17 protein-coding genes are annotated in these 15883 nt (G+C 40.3%); all 17 read left to right on the forward strand.

Going from position 1 to position 15883, the window contains the following annotated elements; all coding sequences use genetic code 11:
* The first annotated feature begins 36 nt into the window (after nucleotides 1–36).
* The 17 genes from CD03_RS0127030 to CD03_RS0127120 all read left to right on the forward strand — a co-directional run bounded on the left by CD03_RS0127030 (nucleotide 37) and on the right by CD03_RS0127120 (nucleotide 15874).
* Entirely contained in the window at nucleotides 37–828 is a 792-nt protein-coding gene (locus CD03_RS0127030) for a ParA family protein (protein WP_027296298.1), read from the forward strand.
* Nucleotides 815–1393, forward strand: coding sequence for a hypothetical protein (locus CD03_RS35000; RefSeq protein WP_052377999.1), 579 nt, complete (start codon nucleotides 815–817; stop codon nucleotides 1391–1393). Before CD03_RS0127030 ends, CD03_RS35000 begins: the two co-directional genes overlap by 14 nt.
* Before the next feature lie 190 nt (nucleotides 1394–1583).
* Nucleotides 1584–2738: a 1-propanol dehydrogenase PduQ gene (locus tag CD03_RS0127040; protein WP_027296299.1), complete on the forward strand. Its 1155-nt coding sequence runs from the start codon at nucleotides 1584–1586 to the stop codon at nucleotides 2736–2738.
* A 79-nt stretch (nucleotides 2739–2817) separates the two neighbouring features.
* Nucleotides 2818–3750 carry a DMT family transporter gene (locus CD03_RS0127045; protein ID WP_027296300.1) on the forward strand — a complete coding sequence of 311 codons (933 nt, stop codon included), beginning with the start codon at nucleotides 2818–2820 and terminating at the stop codon, nucleotides 3748–3750.
* A gap of 177 nt (nucleotides 3751–3927) precedes the next feature.
* On the forward strand, nucleotides 3928–5412 hold the full coding sequence (malQ, locus tag CD03_RS0127055) for a 4-alpha-glucanotransferase (protein WP_027296301.1): 1485 nt from the start codon (nucleotides 3928–3930) through the stop codon (nucleotides 5410–5412).
* A 119-nt stretch (nucleotides 5413–5531) separates the two neighbouring features.
* Complete coding sequence (locus tag CD03_RS0127060) at nucleotides 5532–6563, forward strand: LacI family DNA-binding transcriptional regulator (protein WP_027296302.1); 1032 nt, start codon at nucleotides 5532–5534, stop codon at nucleotides 6561–6563.
* Nucleotides 6564–6838: 275 nt separating this feature from the next.
* Nucleotides 6839–7684, forward strand: a complete 846-nt coding sequence (locus CD03_RS0127065; protein ID WP_027296303.1) for an energy-coupling factor transporter ATPase — start codon at nucleotides 6839–6841, stop codon at nucleotides 7682–7684.
* Nucleotides 7675–8535 (forward strand): energy-coupling factor transporter ATPase, encoded by an 861-nt coding sequence (locus CD03_RS0127070; protein ID WP_027296304.1) that lies wholly within the window; start codon nucleotides 7675–7677, stop codon nucleotides 8533–8535. Before CD03_RS0127065 ends, CD03_RS0127070 begins: the two co-directional genes overlap by 10 nt.
* 130 nt (nucleotides 8536–8665) lie before the next feature.
* Entirely contained in the window at nucleotides 8666–9472 is an 807-nt protein-coding gene (locus CD03_RS0127075) for an energy-coupling factor transporter transmembrane component T family protein (RefSeq protein ID WP_027296305.1), read from the forward strand.
* Nucleotides 9473–9582: 110 nt separating this feature from the next.
* Nucleotides 9583–10329: a tRNA pseudouridine(38-40) synthase TruA gene (gene truA / locus CD03_RS0127080; RefSeq protein ID WP_027296306.1), complete on the forward strand. Its 747-nt coding sequence runs from the start codon at nucleotides 9583–9585 to the stop codon at nucleotides 10327–10329.
* Nucleotides 10330–10624: 295 nt separating this feature from the next.
* Nucleotides 10625–10804 (forward strand): hypothetical protein, encoded by a 180-nt coding sequence (locus tag CD03_RS35005; protein ID WP_044289699.1) that lies wholly within the window; start codon nucleotides 10625–10627, stop codon nucleotides 10802–10804.
* 141 nt (nucleotides 10805–10945) lie between these two features.
* The gene (locus CD03_RS0127090; RefSeq protein ID WP_242849160.1) at nucleotides 10946–11938 is read left to right on the forward strand and encodes a CpaF/VirB11 family protein; all 993 of its coding nucleotides are present in this window, start codon (nucleotides 10946–10948) and stop codon (nucleotides 11936–11938) included.
* Nucleotides 11935–13431 (forward strand): hypothetical protein, encoded by a 1497-nt coding sequence (locus tag CD03_RS0127095; protein ID WP_197041701.1) that lies wholly within the window; start codon nucleotides 11935–11937, stop codon nucleotides 13429–13431. Before CD03_RS0127090 ends, CD03_RS0127095 begins: the two co-directional genes overlap by 4 nt.
* A 12-nt stretch (nucleotides 13432–13443) precedes the next feature.
* Nucleotides 13444–13599, forward strand: coding sequence for a hypothetical protein (locus CD03_RS38095; protein ID WP_156043044.1), 156 nt, complete (start codon nucleotides 13444–13446; stop codon nucleotides 13597–13599).
* A gap of 26 nt (nucleotides 13600–13625) precedes the next feature.
* Nucleotides 13626–14750 carry a leucine-rich repeat protein gene (locus CD03_RS0127105; protein WP_027296309.1) on the forward strand — a complete coding sequence of 375 codons (1125 nt, stop codon included), beginning with the start codon at nucleotides 13626–13628 and terminating at the stop codon, nucleotides 14748–14750.
* Nucleotides 14751–14936: 186 nt separating this feature from the next.
* A complete protein-coding gene (locus CD03_RS0127115; RefSeq protein ID WP_027296310.1) occupies nucleotides 14937–15272 on the forward strand; it encodes a hypothetical protein in 336 nt (111 codons plus the stop codon).
* An 11-nt stretch (nucleotides 15273–15283) separates the two neighbouring features.
* Nucleotides 15284–15874: a hypothetical protein gene (locus CD03_RS0127120; protein WP_027296311.1), complete on the forward strand. Its 591-nt coding sequence runs from the start codon at nucleotides 15284–15286 to the stop codon at nucleotides 15872–15874.
* The last annotated feature ends 9 nt before the right edge of the window (nucleotides 15875–15883 follow it).

Here is a 15883-nt window from a genome sequence, read left to right on the forward strand (position 1 = left end):
TATAAGAAATATCTATGAAATAAAGCGAGGTGCCTGATGAAAGAAACAAAAGTCATTTGTTTTACGAATAATAAAGGAGGAAGTGGTAAATCTACTACCTGCTCTAATGTAGGATGTGCTATGGCTATGGCCGGGAAAAAAGTGCTTTTGATCGATGCGGATATGCAGCTGAATTTATCACTGTCATTTTTTACAGAGGATGAGGTATTAGAATTTGCTACAGGCGATAAGAATCTTTATCAGGCGATAAAGGCCCAAAAGGACTTGAGTGATTACATAGTTTCTACCGCTTATGAGAATCTGGATCTGATTCCTTCTTCTACTTTAATGAGTTCTATTGAATATGAATTGTTTACAAAATGGCAGAGAGAATTAATTTTGAAAAAGTGTCTTGAGAAGGTTCGTACATCCGGTATCTACGATTATATACTGATTGATGCACCTCCTACGCTTGGAGGATGGGTAATGAACATACTCTGTGCATCCGATCAGGTAATCATACCCGTAGAAGCCAGTCCCTGGGGCTTATTTGGCCTGGCGAATATGTTTGATTTTTTAAATGAGGTTAAGCAGATTTCAACAGAACTGAAACTGTTGGGAATTGTAGTAACAAAAGTAGATACCCGAAAGAATTATTTTAAACAGACAATGGAAACATTAAAGGAGATGGAAGATATCCATTTATTCGAATCTTATATTCGGGTGGACAGTTCTATCGAATGGTCACAGGATAACAGCGCACCGGTAGTTGCCTATAAAAAGAGCAGCAGAAGTGCAAAAGAATATACAGCATTGGCAGAGGAGGTACTGGAAATTGGCAGTAGGTAGAGGAAGCATCATGAGAGCAGCGAAATCAGGAAGTAAAAAGGAAAATAATATAGAGTTTATGACACAGGCAACAGAAAATCAAGTGGAGGAAAAAAGTATGGCAGAAGAGAAGCAGGAAGTAAAAGAAGCAGCTGAAATGCCGGCAGAAGAACAAAAGGAATCTGTTAAATCAGAAACAAAAGCGGAAGTGTCTGCAGCTGAAAAACCCGTGAAAAAAACGACCAGAAGAAAAACTGCGCCTAAGGAAGAGCCGGTGAAAAAGGAAGAGCCAGTGAAAAAGGCAGAACCAGTGAAAAAGGCAGAGCCGGTAACGAAGGAAGAGTCAGATAAAAAGGCTGAACTGGCAAAGAAGGCAGAACCAGCTAAAAAAGCGGCTTCGGCAAAGAAAACGGCTGCAGTAAAAACAACATCAAAAGCAGCACCTGTGAAAAAAGCAGCTGCAAAAACCAAGGCTCCCGCACGAGTAAAAAAGGAAACGAAAGAAACCGTTATGGTTGAACAGGAAACAGGAGTACAGAAGAATTATATCGGTATTAAGGATAAAATGCCCACTTATTTATTATAAAAAGTTTTTTCTGAATACCTTTCTTTTCCTGCATTTATTATACGGCAGCAGCGGGTTTTGGATTAGGTAGATTTCAATGTGGATTTTTGTTGTTTTCTAGGATTTAAACTTGCGAATCCCAAATAAATGTGGTATATTAATGTTAATATGTTAACAATGACAAAAAAGTGATAAAGAAGGGACGGGAATCATGAATAGTTTTGATATTAAGACGAAGATATATTTCGGTGACAATGCATTAGACCGTTTGACAGATATTCCATATCAGAAAATAATGATTATAACAGATCCGTTTGTAGTCCAGAGCGGTATGATCGAACTGGTAACAAGACGATTGGACAAGAGTGGGAAAGAATATTCCATATACAAGGATGTAGTGCCGGATCCACCGATTGAAAAAGTAGTTTTAGGCGTAAAAGCACTGTTGGAATATCAGCCGGAAGCAATTGTTGCAGTAGGCGGCGGTTCCGCGATTGATTCCGCAAAAGGTATGCGCGAGTTTGCTACAAAGCTTGGTGCAAAAGAAGAAATGGCTTTAATTGCAATACCTACTACAAGTGGTACAGGCTCTGAAGTAACGTCATTTTCTGTCATTTCCGACCCGGTAGAACAGATTAAATATCCACTGGTTTCTGAAAGCCTGCTTCCAACCGAAGCGATTTTAGATGCAGAGCTGACCAGAAGTGTTCCGCCTGCAATCACAGCAGATACCGGAATGGATGTATTTACCCATGCGTTAGAAGCATATGTAAGTACCGAAAATCAGGAATTTGCAGCAGCATTATCCGAAAAAGCAATTGAAATCTGCGGCAGCTTCTTATTACGTGCTTACCTGGATGGAAGCGACACACATGCCAGAAAGAAAATGCATATTGCATCTTGTCTTGCAGGACTTGCATTTAACTCCGCTTCGCTGGGGATTAATCACAGTATGGCACATCAGCTGGGGGCAAGATTCCATATTCCTCATGGACGTGCGAATGCAATGCTGCTGCCATTTATTATTCAATATAACAGTTACATAAGCAAACACAGCAGAAGTCAGAAGGAATACCCGAAACAGGTTAAAAAATACGTAACGATCGCAAGAATCTTAGGACTTCAGAACTTTAATACAATCACTACCATTAGAGCATTGGTAGCCTGGGTACAGTTCATGTTAAGAGAAATGGATATTCCGCTTTGTATTGCACAGACTGGAAAATGCACAAAAGAAGAATATTTTGCAGCAATTCCGGCTATGGCGGATGCAGCTTTAGCGGATGCCTGTACACCAACCAATCCAAGAGTTCCAACCAAAGATGATATTATGGATATCTACGAACGTCTCTGGGATGTAAATTAATAAATAGATACGAAATAGGGCCGCACAAGAGCATTTTTCAGAGATGATCTTGTGTCTGGCTCTGTTTTTTGGAGAGAATATGAAAAAAGATGCGGGTCATTATTTGACAAATCCCTGGATAGTAGGAATACTTGCCGTGATCAGCACTGCTTTGTGGGGAAGTGCGTATCCCTGTGTGAAATCGGGATATGAGATCTTTCAGATAGCTGCAGAGGATATTGGATCAAAAATTTTATTTGCGGGCTATCGATTTTTCCTTGCAGGGATCATGACGTTTGTTTTTGTATGGATACTAAAGAAAAGATTCCCGGTTCCGGTTCGGAAAATGATACCCGGAATATTGGGACTGGGTGTGGTACAGACCACGATACAGTACATTTTTTTCTATATCGGAGTTGCGAATACCACCGGTGTAAAAGGATCAATCATTAGTGCGTCGAATTCCTTTTTTACCATATTACTGGCTCATTTTTTTATGAAAAGTGAGAAGCTGAATATTCAAAAATGTGTGGGGTGTCTTCTTGGGTTTGGAGGAGTCATTCTTACTAATTTTTCCCTGAGTGGATGGGATACATCTTTTTCAATTCAGGGGGAAGGATTTTTGATGATTTCTGCATTGGCATATTCTGTGGCTTCTTTGTGGTCAAAGCGGCTTGCGCAAAAAGAAGATCCCATTTTGATTACTGCATTGCAGCTCTTATCTGGAGGTGCTCTGTTAATTGGAATAGGATTTTTAAGCGGTGGAAAAATTGTCAGCGGATTCTCTGCATCCGGGTTACTTCTGCTTTTATATATGGCATTTATATCCTCTGCAGCATTTTCCATATGGACGATTCTGCTGAAATATAATCCCGTGGGAAAGGTAGCGATCTATGGGTTTATGATTCCGGTGTTTGGAGTGTTTTTATCTGCAATTTTCCTTCAGGAGAATGCCTTTACCCTGAGAAATCTTGGGGCATTGATTCTCGTCAGTGCCGGAATTATAGTCGTTAACAGGCGTAAGATAAAGTAGTTAAAGTAAATGTGCACAGAATACAGGGCTGTAACTTATGCGTTTTTCTGAAATGCAAAAAATCAGGAGAATTGGAGTTGCCAGCCGTGTATATCTGTGCTATGATAATTATAGAATTGGAAACGGTACCGATAACGTTACCGGAAACAGATAAAGAAGAACAGAGGAGGCACTTATATGAGAGCCAGTGGAATGTTATTACCGATAGCCAGCCTTCCATCTAAGTATGGAATTGGCACATTTTCAAAAAGCGCATATGATTTTGTAGATATATTAAAGGCGGCAGGCCAGAAGTTCTGGCAGATTCTTCCTCTAGGTCCTACGGGTTATGGGGATTCACCATACCAGTCATTTTCTACCTATGCTGGAAATCCATATTTCATTGATCTGGACCAGCTGGTGGAAGAAGGATTGTTAAGTGAAAAAGAATGTAAGTCTTTTGATTTTGGTACAAATAGAAGACATATTGATTATGGAAAGATCTATGACTCCCGATTTCTCCTTTTACGGAAAGCATACGAGCACTGTGAATTAGAAGGAAATCAGGATTACCAGAAATTCTTAGCAGAGAATGAGGAATGGCTGGATGATTATTGCCTGTATATGGCAGTAAAAAATCATTTTGACGGAGTCAGCTGGGACCATTGGGATGAGGATATCCGGCTTCGTAAACCGGAGGCAATGGAAAAGTACAGGAATCTGTATGAAGATGAAATTAATTTTTTCCGCTTTCAGCAGTTTAAGTTCCAGGAACAATGGTATGCATTAAAGAAATACGCAAATCAAAGCGGTGTGGAGATTATTGGAGACATTCCCATTTATGTAGCATTTGACAGCGCAGATACCTGGGCGCGTCCGGATTTATTTCAGTTTGATGATGAGAATCTGCCCATCGATGTAGCTGGGTGCCCTCCGGATGGATTTTCAGCTACAGGCCAGTTGTGGGGGAATCCTCTGTATAAATGGGAATATCACAAAGAGACCGGATATGTATGGTGGGCAAAACGTATGGAACGGTGTTTCCGCCTTTACGACATTGTGAGGGTAGATCATTTCCGGGGATTTGATGAATATTACGCGATTCCTTATGGAAATAAGACTGCAGAAAATGGATGTTGGAAAAAGGGTCCGGGACTGGATCTGTTCAGGCAGTTAAGGAAGCAGTTAGGGGAAATGCGGGTGATTGCGGAAGATCTCGGATATTTAACTCCAAGTGTTATACAGATGGTGGAAGAGAGCGGATTCCCGGGGATGAAAGTGCTGGAATTTGCATTTGATTCCAGGGAACCAAGTAATTACCTGCCTCATAACTATGACAAGAACTGTGTGGTTTATACCGGTACCCACGATAACCAGACACTGAGAACCTGGTATTATGAAATGGCAGAGGAAGACCGGGAGCTTGCTAAAGAATATATGAATCTGTATGGCAGAAGCGATGAAGAAATTCACTGGGAGTTCATTCGTTTGGCACTTTCCAGTGTGGCAATGCTGGCGGTAATACCGGTACAGGATTATCTTTATCTGGATTCCGATGCCAGAATTAATACGCCGTCTACTTTAGGTGATAATTGGACCTGGCGTTTAACCGATGAAGATTTTGATGAAGAATTGATTAGCAAAATCAGAAAACTTTGTGTTTTATTTGGCAGAAGTGAGTAAGACAATGGGATAGATAAAACCGGAGCAGAGGATAGTACTGCATTACATCTTATTTTTCTTGTATTTTTATTCATCAGTTGATATACTTTTACTATTAGATAGTGGGAAGAGGAAGATCAATGGAAACTATTACGATTAAGGATATAGCAAAGTTATGCGGTGTTGGTGTGAGTACGGTGTCCAGGGCGATGAATAATCATCCGGATATTAATGAAGAAACGAAGCAGAAAATCATGGAAGTGATTAAGGATTATCATTATGTCCCCAACAACAGCGCAAGGAATTTAAAGCGTGCAGATGCAAAGGCAATTGCAGTATTAATTAAGGGGATTACGAACCCGTTTTTTAGCAAAATGATCAAAATATTTGAGCAGGAAATTCAGGAGAAAAAATATACATTTGTCCTGCAGCATGTGGATGACCACCAGGATGAGGTGGATGTTGCAATCCGCCTGGAAAAGGAAAAAAGATTGAATGGAATTGTATTTTTAGGCGGTCATTTTTCCCATTCCAGAGAGAAGCTGGAGCAGATTCCAGTTCCCTTTGTACTCAGTACAATCGGTCTGCGGGACCAATCCGGCAGTGAAAAGTATTCCAGTGTCTACGTGGATGATGTAAAGGAAAGTGCCAAGATGGTAAGTTACCTGATTGAGCAGGGACACCGTAAAATTGCTATAATCGCATCCGGTGAGGATGATGAGAGTATTGGAAGGCTCCGGCTGGAGGGGTACAGAAGGGCGCTGGAGGAACATGGTATTGAATACGATGAATCCTATGTAGCCCGGATGAAGGACGATGTGGATAGTTATTCAATGGAAAACGGTTATGCAGTTACGAAGGAACTGCTGGAATCAGGAAAAGATTTTACGGCTATCTTTGCAATTTCTGACAGTATTGCAATTGGATGCTGCAAGGCTATTTTTGATGCCGGAAAGAGTGTGCCGGAGAACTATTCGGTAGCGGGATTTGACGGTCTGGAAATGGCGGCTTATTATCATCCGTCTGTCACAACAATAAAACAGCCGGTAGAGGAAATGGCAGAAGCTACGATAAAAATGCTCTTTGATGTGATCTTAAACGGTGCACGGGAACAACAGAGAGTATTTGATGGAGAACTAATAGAGGGAAAATCCGTAAAAAGGATAGAGTGAGAATGAGATAAAGTATCTGCAGGATATGGGAGTGTAAAATATTGTGATTAAAAGAGAGTGAAAAAAGTTTCTTCGAACTTATGCACTCTCTTTTAATTTTCATTTTAGAGAATTGTTCGAAAGGGGCGCTATTCATCCATTGCTTTTTTATTTTAGAAAATATATAGAATCATTTTAGAAATTCTGGGCGCGAAAGTCCTTGTAAAAAATCATTAAATCATATACAATATACAAAGATTATAATTGTTAACGATTAAACTAAAACAGGTGACAATATGGGAATTATAAAAGCAAGTAAGCTTGTATATGAATATTTTAAATATGGGGAAGACGGAAATGTAGAATCTACCCAAAGAGCGATTGATCATGTGGATCTGGATGTGAAAAAAGGGGATTTTATTGCAATATTGGGTCATAATGGCTCTGGAAAGTCTACCCTGGCAAAGCATTTGAACGCGATTCTGATACCTACGGAAGGAACGCTGTATGTGGATGGGATGGATACCCGGGATGATAACAAGGTGTGGGAGATACGGCAGACTGCAGGCATGGTATTCCAGAATCCGGATAATCAGATTATAGGAACGGTAGTGGAAGAAGATGTTGGGTTCGGACCGGAAAATATGGGAGTGGAGTCCAAGGAAATCTGGGAACGGGTTGAGGAGAGTCTGAAAGCAGTCGGCATGTGGGAATATCGGGAAGCATCTCCGAATAAACTTTCCGGCGGACAAAAGCAGCGCGTTGCCATTGCAGGTGTCGTGGCGATGCATCCAAAGTGTATTGTTCTGGATGAGCCAACTGCTATGCTAGACCCAACCGGCAGAAAAGAAGTAATCCGTACCGTAAGAGCTTTAAATCAGGTAGAAGAGGTGACGGTAATTCTGATCACCCACTATATGGAAGAAGTGGTACATGCCGATAAAGTTATTGTGATGGATGAGGGCAGAGTTGTAATGCAGGGAACGCCCAAAGAAATTTTCTCACAGGTGGAAACCCTGAAAAAATATCGTCTGGATGTTCCTCAGGTAACGCTGTTGGCTCATGAGTTAAAAAAGGCAGGTGCAGATCTGCCGGAAGGTATTTTAAGTGTAGATGAGTTGGTGAATGAACTATGTCGATGAAAATAGAAAATTTAAGTTATGTGTACAGTGAAGGTACAGCATTTGAAAAGAAGGCTCTGGATAATATTAATCTGGAGATTCCAGATGAACAGTTTATCGGGATTATCGGTCATACCGGATCAGGTAAATCCACATTGATCCAGCATTTGAATGGCCTTGTTAAAGGGACATCCGGTAAGATCTATTATGACGGGGAAGACATCTATCAGGACGGGTATGATATGCGCAGTCTCAGAAATCAGGTAGGACTGGTTTTCCAGTACCCGGAGCACCAGCTGTTTGAAATTGATGTATTTACCGATGTCTGTTTTGGTCCTAAAAATCAGGGATTGTCAAAGGAAGAGACAGAAGCGAGGGCATTAGAGGCGCTTCAGCAGGTAGGACTTAAGGAAAAGTACTATAAGAAATCTCCATTTGAATTGTCCGGTGGACAAAAGAGAAGAGTGGCTATTGCCGGAATTCTCGCGATGCAGCCGAAAATGTTGATTTTAGACGAGCCTACTGCTGGTCTGGATCCCAAAGGACGGGATGATATTCTGGATCAGATAGCAAAACTCCATAGGGAGAGAAAAATAACGGTTGTTCTGGTATCACATAGTATGGAAGATGTTGCGCGCTATGTGGAGCGTATTATCGTTATGAACAAAGGAAAAGTCATGTTTGATGGCAAGCCAAAGCATGTCTTCCAGCATTATAAAGAGTTAGAAGCAATTGGATTGGCGGCGCCGCAGGTAACTTATGCTGTAAAGGCCCTTGAGAACAAAGGATGGAATATTGATACCAGCGCTACCACGGTAGAAGAGGCAAGGGATGCCATCTTAAAAGCCATGAAAGGCAGAAAAATGCAATAATGCATGGTGAAGATGTTGAAAGGCTGAAAGAAAAATGAGAAATGGAAAGGAAGCCACACTGTGATTCTTTCAACCTGTTTTATTTGTGGCAGTATTGCAGGCGGTCCTGCAATATGCAATGGTTATAAATATGATAAGAGATATTACATTAGGACAATATTATCCGGTGAAATCTCCCATTCACCGTCTTGATCCCAGGACTAAATTAGTCGGTACGATTGTATTTATTGTATCTTTATTTATCGTCCGGTCTTTTATTGCTTATGCATTTGCTGCTGTCTGCCTGGGTGTCGTGATAAAAATGTCTAAAGTACCTTTTAAATTTATGGTAAAAGGTCTGAAGACGATTATGATTCTTCTGATGATCACGGTTGTTTTTAACCTTTTCTTAACAGGCGGAACCCCGGTTTTGACAATATGGAAGTTTACCATTACCCGGGAAGGAATAGAAACGGCAATATTTATGGCGCTGAGGCTGGCATTTTTAATTATAGGATCATCGGTCATGACTTTGACTACAACACCGAACCAGCTGACAGACGGTATGGAAAAGGGGCTCCGTCCCCTGAATAAATTGCATGTACCGGTACATGAAGTAGCGATGATGATGTCTATCGCACTTCGTTTTATCCCGATTTTGTTAGAAGAAACGGATAAAATAATGAAAGCCCAGATGGCCCGGGGCGCTGACTTTGAAAATGGGAATTTGATTCAAAAGGCAAAGAACCTGGTTCCATTGCTTGTCCCGTTATTCATCTCTGCATTTCGAAGAGCGAATGATCTCGCCATGGCTATGGAAGCACGGGGCTATCATGGCGGTGAAGGAAGAACCAAGATGAAGCCGCTGGTTTATAAAAAGCAGGATTATGCAGCGTATATCTGCCTTTTAGTGTATTTAGCAGGAATGATACTGATAAAATTATATGTAAAAATGTAAACAGCAGGAATGGATTTCAGGGATTAAAATATAATCAGTTGATTTCAAAGAAAAATAATTTGATACTATATTGAGAGTTTGGATATGAAATAAAAGTAGGTGCATGGAACATGAAGCGAGTAAAATTAGTGGTTGCGTATGACGGCACAAATTATTGCGGCTGGCAGGTACAACCCAATGGGAATACGATAGAGGATGAATTAAATCATCATCTTTCCGAACTTCTCCAGGAGGAAATTAAGGTAATCGGTGCCAGCAGAACAGATGCCGGAGTACATGCCCTGGGGAATGTAGCTGTTTTTAATACAATGGCAAGAATGCCGGCAGATAAGATTTCTTATGCGATGAATACCAGGCTTCCGTCTGACATCCGTATTCAGGATTCCTGTGAAGTGCCAGAAGATTTTCATCCGCGATTCTGCAACACGGTGAAAACATATGAGTATAAAATTTTGAATAAACGGTTTCAGGACCCTATACGCCGCCTGTATTCCCTGTTCTATTATATCCCGCTGGATGTGGAGCGTATGCGTAAAGCGGCTGCTTATATGGTAGGGGAGCATGATTTCGCCGGGCTTTGTACCCATAAACCGGAGATAACCAATACGGTAAGAACAATTTATTCACTGGATATTGAAAAGAATGATGATCTGATTACAATCCGGGTTCGAGGGAATGGATTTTTGTACAATATGATAAGAATAATCGCAGGTACCTTAATCCGGGTAGGAAATGGCAGCTTTGAACCAGAGTATGTATTGGATATTCTGGAAGGTAAGGACCGGAAAAAAGCAGGTGAGACAGCAAGGCCGGAAGGATTGACTCTGGTAAAAATAGAATATACAGACAAAGAGTGATGTTTTAATAATATTAAAAACATCACTCTTTTTTATTGACAAAATAAATATATTATGTTAAAGTGTGGATATACATCTAAATGATATAAATTCTGGCATATCGCCAAAGGTTTTCCCTATTTTGTAACAAGAAGGATTTTTAACGCAAATAACAGCAGTAATCATTATAGAAACAAGCGATAACACTTGTTGTTTTAATAGTGTGATAAATCGCACAATTATAAACGAAGCTAGAATAGTCTCTGATTTTTATAGGGATTTTCTATATAAAAATATGGAAAGGAGGAATATGCCTATGAAAGCATTTCTGGAGGAATATGGTATTATCATTATCGTTGCAATTATTGCGCTGATTATGGTATTACTGGCAACGCCACTGGGACATTACATCGGTGAAGCAGTCGCTGCCACCGTCACAAATTTCATTACCAAATCTGGTATCTCAAGCCCCCCTCAAATAACAATGCCCTGGTAGTACAATTAATTGCAGGGACCGTCTCAGATCCCTGCATAACAAGGAAAGAAAGGAGGAAGCAGTATTAATAATGCAGTTGATTTTTGGACCTTTAAAGAAGAAAATTATGGACCTTTCTTAAAGTATGTTAAAGATGACCTGGTGACAGACATCAATTATAATGGCAGGGATACCTGGATAGATCACCTGGAAAAGGGGCGTTTTCTTGCAGAGGACATCGAAGTTACATCAGATTTTATCAATCAGTTCAGTATGCGTCTGTCCAATGCGGTCAGCGCAAATTTCAATAAAAATGAAAATCTGCTGGAGGCAGAGACGAAAACTCTGCGGATATCAATAATACACGAAAGTGTAGCCAGTACTGGCCGCTCTGTATCAATCCGTAAAACAGATCCCTGCAGACGGCTGACAGAGTCGTTGATGCAAAAAACAGGATATTGTTCGGGAGAGATGATGGCATTTTTAGAAAATGCCGTAAAAGCTCATATGAATATTATTATGTGTGGGCTTCCGGGATCGGGAAAGACGGAATTGCTGAAATATCTGACTGGATTTGTACCTGCGAATGAAAGAGTAATCACGATTGAGGATAATCTGGAAATTCATTATGCAGATATTAATCCAGGCAAGGATGCGGTGGAACTAAAAGTAAATGAAAAATTGTTTGATTATACCAAGGCAATAAAAGCATGTCTGCGCCAAAATCCAAAGTGGATTATGTTGTCAGAGGCCAGATCGGCGGAAGTGAAATATTTGTTGGAAGCAATGAGTACGGGTACCCATTGTCTGACCACGCTGCATACAGATGATGTTCGCAAAGTGCCGGATAGAATTCAGAATATGATGAAAGATTCCCTGGCTGCGAACCGCATGGAAAATGACATATACTCATTTGTGAATGTGGGTGTTTTATTAAAAAAGCGAATGAATCATGTAGGAGTGATACAGAGATATATCGAACAAATCTGTATCTATAACAGGAATGAAGTTAGAGGGGTGAATGAAATTATGATGCTTGCTGAAAATGGCGAAATGACAAGTCGTAAACTTCCACATAATATCGAGAGAAAATTTACACAGGATAATATCGAAGATCCCTTCCGGGTACGAGGGAGGTATGAACATTGGAAGTGAGTGCGAAAAGAAAACCGGGTATTTGTAACTGGCTCAGCCCCCAAAATTTAGTGTATGAAGTAAACAGGTATGGGTATCATTTTTCCCTGTTGGGTTTTTGGAAATTTTATCTGCTGGCGCTCGTCAGTATTTTTATCATAAGTATGATTTATCAATTACAATTGCCTTATATTCTGGCTGTATCAATTTTTTCTCTTTTTCTCTCCCCTTTTATTATTTTAAATACGTATAAGAATATGTATCAGCAGAAGCGATTTCAGGATGTGACAAATTATCTGGAGCAGTTACTGTATTCCTTTCGTAAAGGACCAAAGATTCTCTCGTCTCTCCAGGATACTCTGGCCGTATTTCCTGAAGGCCAGATGCATGACCATATTCTGATGGTTATGGACGCCATTCAGAATAAACCGCTTGAAGAGAGCGGGGATCTATACCGTGATGCATTTTCTGCAATGGAAGAGGCTTACGGATGCCGCAGACTGCGTCAGGCGCATGAATTCTTAATAAAGGTAGAGAGCTTTGGCGGAGAATTCAGCGGAGCAATCGATATTTTACTGGAAGACCGAAGGCTGTGGATAGAAAGAGTATATGAGTTGGAGAAGGACAGAAGTAATCTAAAAGTGAAAATAACCATTTCACTGGCACTTTCATTTCTGATTTGTGGATTGACCATGTTTATGCTCCCAAAGGATTTTCAGACTTTACACAATGGTTTATCACAAGCAGCAACGATGTCGTTGATTATCAGCAATATTATCATCTGGTATATCGGACAGAAGAAACTAAGTGTGGACTGGCTAAACGATCTGGAAGAGAACCGGGAGGAGATCAAGAGATGTTACGATCGTGTAATGAAACATAATCCAAAAAAAGAAAGAAAAAAGTCCTTTATAATGGCGGGATTCTGCATGATGATAGGTGCATCAGGAATCATACTGCAAAATATCCCGGTAACGATCATTGGAGCATCAGCTGTTATTTATGCACTGATGCAGCCGGGGATGGGACTTAAGATGGCTAAAAAAAGAATGGTAAGGGAAGTTGACAAGGCATTTCCGGTATGGATTATGGAGATATCCCTGCTGTTACAAACGGACAATCCGCAGGTGGCGTTAACAAAGTCTGTTGACCGGGCACCTTATGTACTACAGGAAAGCTTACAAAAACTGGTGAGTGAAATGGAAAAAAATCCGGCAGCCATTAATCCGTATCTGGGATTTATGACTGAGTTTGATTTGCCGGATGTTCAGTCTTTCCTTCGTATGTTATATTCCATGTCTGAATCAGGAAGTGAAGACTTTAAAAAGCAGATTATATTTATGGTGGAGCGTAATAACCGGCTTTTGGATAAGTCGGAAAGAATTATAAATGAAGATAAGACAGCGGGGACAGGCATGTTGGTATTGATTCCAATGGTAACGGGATCCCTGAAAATGATGACGGACCTGGGAGTCTTTCTTATGTCTTTACTTAGTTTAACACAGGGAATGTAGAGGAGGTGTCAGATGAAAGCAGTTTTAGAGGAATATGCATATGTCATAATAGCAATTGTTTTGGCGGGACTGATATTAATGTTTTTATATAGTGGCTTGAAAGAAGGTGGATTTTTAGAAGTGCTGGCAAGAAGGTTTTCCAGCATGATAGCTGGGACAGCCATATAATTTCAACTAACGCGGGAGGCATTGGGATGAAAGTTTTTATACAGGAGTATGGGAAAGTGCTGATAATTGCCCTAATTGGTATTATCAGCATGATGATTTTATTGTTTCATGGAGCATTTATGGATATGGTGGATAGTCTTAAGCCTGCGAATCCGGATGTACGGAATGAGTTTACAAGATTGAAACTGGGCAGCCTGTCAAAAAGAAAAAAGCCAAAGTTTGTCTTCTCTTCTCCAGAATTAAGACTTGGGGATAAGATCCTGATCAGAGATCTGGTGGTAAGTGCAACCGATGCTGACGGAAATGATCTGAAAGAGCATATCCGGTATTACCTGGAGGATGGGACACCGGTAACATCTGATTATGAAATCAGGGCAGTTCAGTTTGGGACGATGTCTTTTCGGTTTCGTGCAGAGGATTCCCAGGGGCTTGCTGCAGATAAGAAATTTGCCATAGCAATCGTAAATAATCCGGATAGTCTGGGGGCAGCAAAATTATTGGAAGAATGGGATATTGGACAGGCAGCGGAAACGGTGTCGGCAAGGATTTTTGAGTACGATTATCAGGCTGGCGGCACTTTTACAAAAAGATATGTACTTACCATTAATGGAGAAGGAGCAGCAAAGGCTTATGGAAGTCCAGAACAGATACCATGGTTGAAAAATTATGCAGATAAGATAACGGAATGTGAGATTGCACGTTCTGTCCGAACAGAGGATGTCAGTTATTGGTTTAGTGAATGCTCCAGACTGGAAGTGATTCCGCAGTTCTATGGAGTCCGCAAAATGCAGGGGACTTTTCAAAATTGCAAAGCCATAAAATATGGTTACATCGAAAATACAGTGGAAAATATCAGCCAGGCTTTTAAAGGATGCACCGAAATGACTTCAATGGGACCCATCTTTTCTTCCGTAAGTATTATGGATGAAGCTTTCTCAGGATGTGTAAAGCTGAGGGGAGAATTGTTAATTGAGGCAGATCCGTTAAGCTACCAGGACTGCCTGGAGTTGACGGCAAGCCAGACGGGCGGAGTTTCTTTGAAAATATATGCTGCAAATGAAATCAATAGTTCCACCTTAAAAGAGATGGTAATACAGGAGATTATAAAGTTGAATGGATCTAATGTAAGATATTTGGGTATAAAGGAATAGATCACGTTAAAACACATGCTGGGGATGATATAAAAGAAGGTTTTGGAGATGGAGGCACTTATGAAGGATATCTTAGAAGAATATGGTCAGACAGCCGCAATTGTTATAATTGGATTGTCAATGGTGAAGATTTTGTGGGCTGTGATGGGGGCATTGTCGTACTAAATTAGAGATAAGGGAGAGAATATGAAAGGAATTGTTGAATTTTTTATGATTACCATTACTTTTGCGTTACTTGCAATTTCAGGAACCGCATATATTACGGCATCTATCAATACCGCTAATGCAAGAGACTATCATGCATCTATCATAAATGAGTTGGAAGCCAGTAATTTTAATCAGGAGATAATAGAAAATCTATATACCGATGCGGCAGATAAAGGTTATGTTCTTGAACCAATACTTCCTTATGAAATAGAAGATTATGAAAAAACAGCTGAGGTTGTTCTTAATTATAACTACGATATTGGAATTTTAAATATAACAAATGAACAACATTCAATACGTGGTTATGCAAGATAAGGGAGGATTATATGAAAGCGGGAATCATTACATTTATCAGCATCCTGATTTTACTTTTGACAGGAAGCATTATTTATACTGTTTCAGGAAGAAATATCAGAAAATCGGAACTGGAAAAAAGTCTTTCCAATGCAATTGAACAGACAATGAAAGTTAAATATCTGGATCATACGTATCCAATCAGGGATCAGGACGAACTGATTGCAGATTTAACCGGGAATTTATTTGCACAAATAACCAGTGATGCAGATATTGATATTCATATTAAAAATATAGACTTTGAAAATGGTTGTATGGATGTAGAGGCCGTAGAACACTTTAAATATTTTAACGGGAATGAGGGGAAGATCGCAGTAAGGAAAACAGTGATATTTGAGCAGTTTCAGGATCCAAATGACAAGTTCTATCAGGTCAGATTTTTGAATAAGGATGGGTCACTGTTTCGGCAGATACAGGTCTACCATGAGGGGCGCCTGACAGCACCACAACCGGAACCTGCCAATTTGATTCGGTGGGAATTAACAGATGATACTGCATGGGATGGGGATTTCAGCAAAATCGTAGTAACAGGAGACATGACATTTCGTGCGGTATGCAGTTAGGGGATTATA

It is taken from the genome of Robinsoniella sp. KNHs210 (assembly GCF_000686105.1).
Taxonomy (GTDB): domain Bacteria; phylum Bacillota; class Clostridia; order Lachnospirales; family Lachnospiraceae; genus Robinsoniella; species Robinsoniella peoriensis.

Bases quoted from the DNA above. Each gene is read 5' to 3' on its own strand.
- CD03_RS0127115 (WP_027296310.1), top strand. From the start codon at position 14,937: ATGAAAGGAATTGTTGAATTTTTTATGATTACCATTACTTTTGCGTTA.
- CD03_RS0127065 (WP_027296303.1), top strand. From the start codon at position 6,839: ATGGGAATTATAAAAGCAAGTAAGCTTGTATATGAATATTTTAAATAT.
- CD03_RS0127070 (WP_027296304.1), top strand. From the start codon at position 7,675: ATGTCGATGAAAATAGAAAATTTAAGTTATGTGTACAGTGAAGGTACA.
- truA (WP_027296306.1), top strand. From the start codon at position 9,583: ATGAAGCGAGTAAAATTAGTGGTTGCGTATGACGGCACAAATTATTGC.
- CD03_RS38095 (WP_156043044.1), top strand. From the start codon at position 13,444: ATGAAAGCAGTTTTAGAGGAATATGCATATGTCATAATAGCAATTGTT.
- CD03_RS0127120 (WP_027296311.1), top strand. From the start codon at position 15,284: ATGAAAGCGGGAATCATTACATTTATCAGCATCCTGATTTTACTTTTG.
- CD03_RS0127075 (WP_027296305.1), top strand. From the start codon at position 8,666: ATGATAAGAGATATTACATTAGGACAATATTATCCGGTGAAATCTCCC.
- CD03_RS0127040 (WP_027296299.1), top strand. From the start codon at position 1,584: ATGAATAGTTTTGATATTAAGACGAAGATATATTTCGGTGACAATGCA.
- CD03_RS0127030 (WP_027296298.1), top strand. From the start codon at position 37: ATGAAAGAAACAAAAGTCATTTGTTTTACGAATAATAAAGGAGGAAGT.
- CD03_RS35005 (WP_044289699.1), top strand. From the start codon at position 10,625: ATGAAAGCATTTCTGGAGGAATATGGTATTATCATTATCGTTGCAATT.
- CD03_RS0127105 (WP_027296309.1), top strand. From the start codon at position 13,626: ATGAAAGTTTTTATACAGGAGTATGGGAAAGTGCTGATAATTGCCCTA.
- malQ (WP_027296301.1), top strand. From the start codon at position 3,928: ATGAGAGCCAGTGGAATGTTATTACCGATAGCCAGCCTTCCATCTAAG.
- CD03_RS0127045 (WP_027296300.1), top strand. From the start codon at position 2,818: ATGAAAAAAGATGCGGGTCATTATTTGACAAATCCCTGGATAGTAGGA.
- CD03_RS0127060 (WP_027296302.1), top strand. From the start codon at position 5,532: ATGGAAACTATTACGATTAAGGATATAGCAAAGTTATGCGGTGTTGGT.